Source organism: Curtobacterium sp. UCD-KPL2560 (assembly GCF_001705035.1).
Classification (GTDB): Bacteria; Actinomycetota; Actinomycetes; order Actinomycetales; family Microbacteriaceae; genus Curtobacterium.
This window is the reverse complement of sequence record NZ_MCIG01000105.1, coordinates 1-7,717: the sequence shown is the minus strand read 5'-3', so window position 1 is coordinate 7,717 and position 7,717 is coordinate 1. Positions and strand designations below refer to the sequence as shown.

Annotated in this window: 8 protein-coding genes and 1 pseudogene; 6 read left to right on the top strand and 3 right to left on the bottom strand. The window is 71.7% G+C overall.

The window, feature by feature from the left end; all coding sequences use genetic code 11:
- Positions 1 to 746 (bottom strand): NUDIX domain-containing protein (locus BEP24_RS15305; protein ID WP_253181726.1); only part of this gene is annotated, 746 nt, incomplete at its 3' end.
- Between the two features lie 153 nt (positions 747 to 899).
- Here BEP24_RS15305 and BEP24_RS15300 point away from each other — a divergent pair.
- The 3 genes from BEP24_RS15300 to BEP24_RS15290 all read left to right on the top strand — a co-directional run bounded on the left by BEP24_RS15300 (position 900) and on the right by BEP24_RS15290 (position 4,068).
- Positions 900 to 1,181, top strand: a complete 282-nt coding sequence (locus BEP24_RS15300) for an acylphosphatase (protein WP_253181725.1) — start codon at positions 900 to 902, stop codon at positions 1,179 to 1,181.
- Between the two features lie 127 nt (positions 1,182 to 1,308).
- The gene (locus BEP24_RS15295; RefSeq protein ID WP_065964861.1) at positions 1,309 to 2,787 is read left to right on the top strand and encodes an MDR family MFS transporter; all 1,479 of its coding nucleotides are present in this window, start codon (positions 1,309 to 1,311) and stop codon (positions 2,785 to 2,787) included.
- A gap of 33 nt (positions 2,788 to 2,820) precedes the next feature.
- Positions 2,821 to 4,068 carry an FAD-binding protein gene (locus BEP24_RS15290; protein WP_065964860.1) on the top strand — a complete coding sequence of 416 codons (1,248 nt, stop codon included), beginning with the start codon at positions 2,821 to 2,823 and terminating at the stop codon, positions 4,066 to 4,068.
- Positions 4,069 to 4,175: 107 nt separating this feature from the next.
- Here the strand turns inward: BEP24_RS15290 and BEP24_RS15285 are convergent, their stop codons facing one another.
- The gene (locus tag BEP24_RS15285) at positions 4,176 to 4,667 is read right to left on the bottom strand and encodes a 2'-5' RNA ligase family protein (RefSeq protein WP_065964856.1); all 492 of its coding nucleotides are present in this window, start codon (positions 4,665 to 4,667) and stop codon (positions 4,176 to 4,178) included.
- 177 nt (positions 4,668 to 4,844) lie between these two features.
- Here BEP24_RS15285 and BEP24_RS15280 point away from each other — a divergent pair, with 177 nt between their 5' ends.
- From BEP24_RS15280 to BEP24_RS15270, 3 genes are read left to right on the top strand one after another with little or no spacing between them, the layout of a single operon-like run.
- Positions 4,845 to 5,792, top strand: coding sequence for a MetQ/NlpA family ABC transporter substrate-binding protein (locus BEP24_RS15280; RefSeq protein WP_065964865.1), 948 nt, complete (start codon positions 4,845 to 4,847; stop codon positions 5,790 to 5,792).
- Positions 5,792 to 6,832 carry a methionine ABC transporter ATP-binding protein gene (locus tag BEP24_RS15275; protein ID WP_065964854.1) on the top strand — a complete coding sequence of 347 codons (1,041 nt, stop codon included), beginning with the start codon at positions 5,792 to 5,794 and terminating at the stop codon, positions 6,830 to 6,832. The genes BEP24_RS15280 and BEP24_RS15275 overlap by 1 nt, the downstream gene beginning before the upstream one ends.
- Positions 6,826 to 7,500, top strand: coding sequence for an ABC transporter permease subunit (locus BEP24_RS15270; RefSeq protein WP_253181727.1), 675 nt, complete (start codon positions 6,826 to 6,828; stop codon positions 7,498 to 7,500). The genes BEP24_RS15275 and BEP24_RS15270 overlap by 7 nt, the downstream gene beginning before the upstream one ends.
- On the opposite strand, the pseudogene BEP24_RS17875 reads toward BEP24_RS15270, so the two are convergent.
- Positions 7,413 to 7,717, bottom strand: a pseudogene (locus tag BEP24_RS17875) (hypothetical protein); the annotation flags it as partial. The gene BEP24_RS15270 and the pseudogene BEP24_RS17875 overlap by 88 nt on opposite strands.

Here is a 7,717-nt window from a genome sequence, read left to right as displayed (position 1 = left end):
GCCGTCGGGGCTGGCTGGGCGGCGGGGTCTCGGTGGACTGCAGCGTGTGCGTCGGCTCGCGCGTCGGTCAGCGGGCCGTTGTCGGCGTAGGCGAGGTCGGGGTTCGAGCGGTACAGACGGGCCGGCCGGTGCCGGTCACCGCTCGTCGTCTCGTCGGTGGGCAGGACGGCGTCCGACTGCGCGACCTGGCGCCGGAAGTTCGCCGGGTCGAGCCGGCGGCCGAGCACCGCCTCGTACACGCCGCGCAGCTCGGCCAGGGTGAAGCGGTCGCCGAGGAACGCCTGCGCGATCCGCGAGTACGACATCTTGTTGCGGAGGCGCCAGAGGGCGTAGGCGACGATCCGGTCGTGGTCGAACGCGAGCGGCGGGTGCTCGTCGGCCAGGAACCAGCGCACGTTCCAGTCGTCGGGCACCGAGCTGGCCTCGTCCGGGTGCACGAGGGCCCAGTAGACGATCGACACGACCCGGCTCGGCGAGCGGTCGACGTCGCCGAACGCGTAGAGCTGCTCGAGGTACCGCGGCTGCACGTTCGTCGTCTCGCGGAGTCGGGCGGCCGCCGAGTCCTCGAGCCCTTCGTCGGGGCGGACCCAACCGCCGGGCAGCGCCCACGATCCCTCGTGCGGCTCGGCGACGCGGCGCACGAGCGGCATCCACAGCGCCGGGGCACCGGTGTCCGGGTGCGGGCGCAGCGCCACGATCACGGTCGAGACCGCGACGCGGATGAGGGGGTCTGAGGGAGAGGTCATCGTCCTGGGGTGTCCGTCCCGGGATCGTGCGCGCCCGGGACTTAGGGTTTGTTTGACTGTAAGTGTTGGGGTGGAGTTGACACTATCACCGTGTTCACCGGATCGGAACAGCGCCGAAACGAGCGGCGTCGCCGTCGGGCATAGGTTCGGGCCATGACGACGGTGACGAGGATGCACGCCGTGGTGTCGGGGACGGTCCAGGGGGTCGGGTTCCGGTACTGGACCGCGCGGAAGGCCGACGGGCTCGAGCTCGCCGGGTACGCGCGGAACCTGTTCGACGGGACGGTCGAGGTCGAGGCGGAGGGGCCCTCGGCCGCGGTCGATGCCCTGATGGCCTTCCTGCACAGCGGACCGCCCTCCGCCACGGTGACCGACGTGTCGCTCCGGACGGTCGTGCCGCACGGGGACGCCGAGGGGTTCGCGATCCTGCACTGAGGGTCGCGGGGCTGCGCCGAATCGAGCAGATCTCGCGGAAGCGGAATACTCGCATCCACTCAGGGTGTTGCCGTGTCTGCGCCCCGTGCGCCGTCCCACCACGCCGTGACCCCGTCAGGAGCCCCGCATGACCCAGGCCGTCGATTCCGCACCCCGCACCGGGAGCGTCTCGCAGCCCTCCCCCGGTGAGACCCGACTCGTCATCGGGCTGCTGCTCGTGTCGGCGTTCGTCGTGATCCTCAACGAGACCATCATGGGCGTCGCGCTCCCCCGGCTGATGGACGACCTCGACATCAGCGCTGCGACGGGCCAGTGGCTCACGACCGGCTTCCTGCTCACCATGGCGGTCGTGATCCCGGTCACCGGCTTCCTGCTGCAGCGGTTCGCCACGCGCCCGGTCTTCATCGCGGCGATGACCCTGTTCTCCGTCGGCACCCTGGTCGCCCTCACCGCGACGGGCTTCCCGATGCTCCTCGTCGGCCGCATCGTGCAGGCGAGCGGGACCGCGATCATGATGCCGCTGCTCATGACGACGGTGCTGAACCTCATCGAGCCCGCCCACCGCGGCCGCGTGATGGGGAACATCTCGATCGTCATCTCGGTGGCCCCGGCCATCGGGCCGACGATCTCGGGGCTGATCCTCAACGCGTTCGACTGGCGCTGGCTGTTCGGGTTCGTCCTGCCGATCGCGGTCGCCGCGCTCGTGCTCGGCGCCGTGAAGGTCCGCAACGTCTCGACGCCGCGCAAGGCACCGCTCGACGTCCTGTCCGTCGTGCTGTCCGCCGTCGCGTTCGGCGGTCTGGTGTTCGGCCTGTCCAGCTTCGGCGAGTCCGGGTCGACCGGGCCTCTCGTCCCCGTGACGGCGATCGTCGTCGGCGTGGTGGCCCTCGCGGTGTTCGTCCTCCGGCAGAACCGCCTGCAGCGCACCGACAGCGCACTGCTCGACCTGCGCACCTTCCGGACGCCCGGCTTCACGATCCCGATCGTCGCGATGGCGCTGAGCTTCATGGCGATGTTCGGGACGCTCATCCTGCTGCCGATCTACCTCGAGCGCGTGCTCGGCCTCGACGTGCTGCACGTCGGCCTGCTGCTCCTGCCCGGCGGGCTCCTCATGGGCCTGCTCTCCCCCGTGGTCGGCCGGATCTACGACCGTCGCGGCCCGCGCGTCCTGCTCGTCCCCGGCTCGATCATCATCAGCGCGGTGCTCTGGGCGCTGTCGACCGTGACCGCGGACACCAGCGTGTGGTTCGTCCTCGGCGCCCACGTCGTCCTGAGCCTCGGCCTGGCGCTCACCTTCACGCCGCTGTTCACGGCGGCGCTCGGGGGTCTGCCGCCGCGGCTGTACTCGCACGGCAGCGCCGTCCTCGGCACCGCCCAGCAGCTCGCCGGAGCCGCCGGCACCGCACTGTTCGTGACGTTGCTCACGATCGGTGCGGCCTCGGCCGGCGCGGGCGCCACGGACGGGGCCGTCGCCAGCGCGACCGCCTCCGGTGTGGCGACGGCCTTCATGGTCGGCGGGATCATCTCGCTGGTCGGCATCGTCACCTCGTCGCTCGTCCGGAAGCCCGAGACCCCCGAGGGGGCTCCGGCACCCGCGATGCACTGACGTCGTGGCGGGGCGCATGGCATCGTTGGCGGCATGCGGTCGACGGCGCGCGAGCGGAACTGGTCCGGCACGGTCACGTACTCGGCCGAGCGGGTGGTGCGACCGCGGTCGATCGACGAGGCCGCGGAGCTCGTCGCCGGGTCCGGCCGCGTCCACGGGCTCGGCACCCGCCACTCGTTCAACGACGTCGCCGACGCCCCGGGGATCCTGCTCGACCTGACCGGCATCCCGACCGACCTCGTCGTCGACCCGGAGGCCGGCACCGCGTCGATGGGTGCGGGCACGCGGTACGGTGCCGTCGCTCCGGCGCTCGACCGGGCCGGCTTCGCGCTGCACAACACCGGCTCGCTGCCGCACATCTCGCTCGGCGGGGCGATCGCCACCGGCACGCACGGCTCCGGCACGGCCCTCGGTTCGCTGAGCACCGCCGTCCGCTCCCTCGAGCTGATCGGTCCCGACGGGTCGACCAGGACACTCCGTCGCGGCGACCCGGACTTCGACGGATCGGTCCTGCACCTCGGGCTGTTCGGCATCGTCACCCGGGTCGAGGTCGACGTCCAACCGACCTACCGGATGCGCCAGGACCGCTTCGGCCCGGTGCCGTGGGACGTGTTCACGGCGAACGTCGCCGCGGTGCACGCGGCCGCGTACTCGGTGTGCGCGTTCACGCTGTTCGGCGACGATGTCGGCGAGGTCCTGCTGAAGTCCCGCGTGCCGGCCGGCGCCGAGGACGTCGCGGTCCCCGAGGACCTCCTCGGTGCGCCCCGACTGCCCGGCCTGGCCGCGGACGGACACCACACCGCGCGCGACGGATCGGTCGGCCCGTGGTGGGACCGGCTGCCGCACTTCCCGATCGACACCGTGCCGTCCCACGGCTCCGAGGTGCAGAGCGAGCACTTCGTCCCGCTCCGGCACGCCGCGGCGGCGCTCGACGCGTTGCGTGGACTCGCCGACCGGATCCGGCCGCACCTGCACGTGTGCGAGCTCCGGACGATGGCCGCCGACCCGCTCTGGCTCAGCCCGACCCAGGGCGAGGACGTGCTCTGCATCGCGTTCACGTGGCAGAAGCACCCGGAGGCCGTGGCCGCGCTGCTGCCGCACCTGGAGGCGCGGCTCGCGCCGTTCGGCGGGCGTCCGCACTGGGGCAAGACGAGCTCGCTCGACGCCGACGCGGTCGAGGCGCTCTGGCCGCGGCTGCCCGAGGTCCGACGACTGGTCGCCGCTGCGGACCCCGACCGGGTGTTCGCGTCCTCGTTCGGGGCGCGGGTGCTCCGGACCTGAGGTCGGACCGGACCGGCGAGACGGGGCCGACCCGCGCCTCCCGGCCGTGACGGTGCCCGGCCGGACCCGCGCGGCGGGACCGAGCCGGTGCTCGGTGCCGACTCGCCTCAGGCCAGCGGGGTCACGGTCTTCGTGGCGCCGTCCCAGTGCCGGACCCCGCCGACCTGCAGGACCTCGGGCAGCGGTGCCGTCCGGAGCGCCGCGAGCGCCGTCGGGAGGTCAGCGTCGCGCACCCGCCGGGCGAACGACACGTGCGGCGACCACGCCTCCGGGTGGGACGTGTCCACGCTCCCCGGTGCGGCACGGTGCACGGCCTGGTGGAAGGCCGCGAGCTCCGGGTCGACCACGACCGCGCGCACGAGCACCGATCGACCGGGACCGGCCGGGAACAGGAGCACGCCGCCCAACCGCAGCGAGGTCGGGACCGGCCGGGCGAACCCGTCCGGGACCGGCACGTCATCGCCCGCCACGAGCGTCACGTGCGGGTCGTTCGACCCGGAGCGGCCCAGGCTCGGCAGGTCGGCCGCGGTCAGGGCGTCCCACGCCGCGCGGACCGCCGCGTCGGAGTCGGGGTCGAGGAGGAGTTCGATGCTGCGCACGTGACGAGTCAACCCGGTCGCCGCGCTGCACGGGCTCTCCGGCGCCGACCTGTGGAGAACTCGTCGGGATGTAACACGGCGGAACGCAACGGGCGTGCGTCGTCGGTGCCCGTCACACTCGAACGCACACCGCGGGACCACCGCGACCCCCACAGCACGGCCCACGAGGAGCACCTGATGTCCGCAGCACCCGTCCTGCCCGCGAAGCCGAAGGGCAAGCGTCCGATCGGCTGGATCATCGCCGCGGTGGTGGTCGTCGTCGCGATCGCCGTCGCCGTCGTCGTCGGTGCCGTGCGTGCCGGCGGATCCGAGGGTGCTGCGTCCGGTGGTGCGCAGAAGACCGTGAAGATCGGCGTCTCCGACAAGTCGCTCGGGTACTGGAGCACCTACACGAAGCTCGCGAAGGAGCGCCTCGGCGTCGACGTGCAGCTCACGAACTTCTCCGACTACTCGCTGCCGAACCCGGCGCTGAAGGACGGACAGCTGGACATCAACCAGTTCCAGCACATCCAGTACCTCGCCGACTACAACGTCTCGTCGGACGACGACCTGCAGCCGATCGGCTCGACGGCCGTCTACCCGCTGCCGCTCTACGCGACGAAGTACTCGAAGCCCGCCGAGCTGCCTGCGAACGCCGCGGTCGCCATCCCGAACGACGCCATCAACCAGGCCCGCGCGCTCCTCATCCTGCAGGCCGCGAAGCTGGTGGAGCTCAAGGACGGCGGCTCCGCGTTCTCCACCACGACCGACATCACCTCGTCGAAGGTCGACGTGCAGCCGCTCGACGCCTCGCAGACCGCGAACGCGCTGCAGCAGGGCTCCGTCGCTGCCGCCGTCGTGAACAACAACTTCGCCACCGCGGCGAACCTGCCGACGAGCGACATCATCTACCAGGACGACCCCGCCAGCGCGAGCGCCGCACCCTACGTGAACGTCTTCGCCGTCCGCGCGGCCGACAAGGACGACAAGACCTACCTCGACCTCGCGAAGCTGTTCCAGGACGACGCCGTGCAGAAGGCGTTCAAGAAGGACCTGCCCGAGGCGGTGTCCCGCGACGAGAGCGCCACGAAGCTGCAGGACGAGCTCGCGAAGGTCGAGCAGGACGCGAAGGCGGCCAAGCAGTAGTGCCCGCCCTCGTCGAACTCCGCGGTGTCTCGAAGCACTACCGCCGTGCCGACACCGGCGAGACCGTGGTGGCGGTCGAGGACGTCTCCCTGGACGTGCACCAGGGCGAGGTCCTCGGCGTCATCGGGTACTCCGGTGCCGGCAAGTCCACCCTCGTCCGCCTCGTCAACGCGCTCGAGCTGCCCACGTCCGGGAGTGTGACGGTCGCCGGTCAGGACCTCACCGCGATCCCCGAGCGGGACCGTCGCCTGGCACGTCGGAAGATCGGCATGATCTTCCAGCAGTTCAACCTGTTCCGATCCCGGACCGTCGCCGGCAACGTCGCGTACCCGCTCAAGGTCGCGGGTGTCGCCAAGGAGGAACGGGACCGCCGTGTCGCCGAGCTCCTCGACTTCGTCGGACTGCTCGAGCGGGCACACGCCCACCCCGAGCAGCTGTCCGGCGGCCAGAAGCAGCGCGTCGGCATCGCCCGGGCGCTCGCCTCGAACCCCGAGCTGCTGCTGGCCGACGAGGCCACGAGCGCGCTCGACCCGGACACCACGTCCGAGGTCCTGGCGCTCCTCCGTCGCGTCAACCGAGAGCTCGGCGTCACCATCGTCGTCATCACGCACGAGATGGACGCCGTCCGGCAGATCGCCGACCGCGTCGCCGTGATGGAGCGGGGCCGCGTGGTCGAGGTCGGGGACGTCTACGACGTGTTCGCGCGGCCGCAGACCGGTGCGGCGAAGCGGTTCGTCCGGTCCGCACTGCACGACCGGCCGTCCGCCGACCAGCTGCGACGCCTACGCGAGCACCACGGCGGCCGCATCGTCACGGTGCAGATCACCGACGAGGTCGGGCTGCAGAACCGGATCGACACCGTCTGGCGCGACACGGGGGTGACCGCCGAACTCGTCCACGGCGGGGTCGGCGAGATCCGTGAGCGTCGCATCGGTTCGCTCACCTACGAGCTCACCGCCGCCGACCCGGCAGCGGTCGACCGCGCGCTGACCGCGCTGCGCGACCAGGGCACCACCGTCGACGAGGAGGACGCATCGTGAACACCGGCTTCCAGAGCGTCGTGGACACGTTCGACGTCTTCCTCGCCGCCGTCCGCGACACACTCGTCATGACGCTCGTGTCGCTCGTCGTCGCGGGCGTGATCGGCCTCGCCCTCGGGCTGGCGCTCTACGCGACCCGACCGGGCAACCTGCTCGGCAGCCGCGCGGCGTACACGGTGCTCAACCTCGTGGTGAACATCGTCCGGCCGATCCCGTTCGTGATCTTCCTCGCTGCGATCGCCCCGCTGTCGCGCGTCGCCGTGCAGACCACGATCGGCGTCCCCGCGGTCACGTTCGCGATCTCGCTCGCGGCCTCGTTCGCGGTCTCGCGCATCGTCGAGCAGAACCTGCTCGCGGTGGACCCCGGTGTCGTCGAGGCAGCGCGTGCCGCGGGAGCGCACCCGCTCGCGATCCTGTTCACGGTGCTCATCCCGGAGGGCCTCGGGCCGCTGATCCTCGGCTACACGTTCATCTTCGTGGGCATCGTCGACATGACCGCGCAGGGCGCCCTGATCGGCGGAGGCGGCATCGGTGAGTACGCGATCACGTTCGGCTCGCAGCGCTACAACTGGTGGATCGTCTACGTGTCGGTCGCCGCGATCGTCGTGATCGTGCAGCTGGGGCAGTTCCTCGGCAACCGGTTGGCGAGGGCGACGCTGCGCCGCTGACGCGACGCGACCCGGCGACGGACGGGAGGCGCGGTGCCGGCTGGCACCGCGCCTCCCGTCCATCGTGTGCCGCGGCAGCGGCGCAGCGTCGCCCTCGCCAACCGGTTGCCGAGGAACTGCCCCAGCTGCACGATCACGACGATCGCGGCGACCGACACGTAGACGATCCACCAGTTGTAGCGCTGCGAGCCGAACGTGATCGCGTACTCACCGATGC

Excerpts from the sequence above, each read along its gene's own strand:
- BEP24_RS15300 (WP_253181725.1), top strand. The coding sequence starts at position 900 with ATGACGACGGTGACGAGGATGCACGCCGTGGTGTCGGGGACGGTCCAG.
- BEP24_RS15295 (WP_065964861.1), top strand. The coding sequence starts at position 1,309 with ATGACCCAGGCCGTCGATTCCGCACCCCGCACCGGGAGCGTCTCGCAG.
- BEP24_RS15290 (WP_065964860.1), top strand. The coding sequence starts at position 2,821 with ATGCGGTCGACGGCGCGCGAGCGGAACTGGTCCGGCACGGTCACGTAC.
- BEP24_RS15280 (WP_065964865.1), top strand. The coding sequence starts at position 4,845 with ATGTCCGCAGCACCCGTCCTGCCCGCGAAGCCGAAGGGCAAGCGTCCG.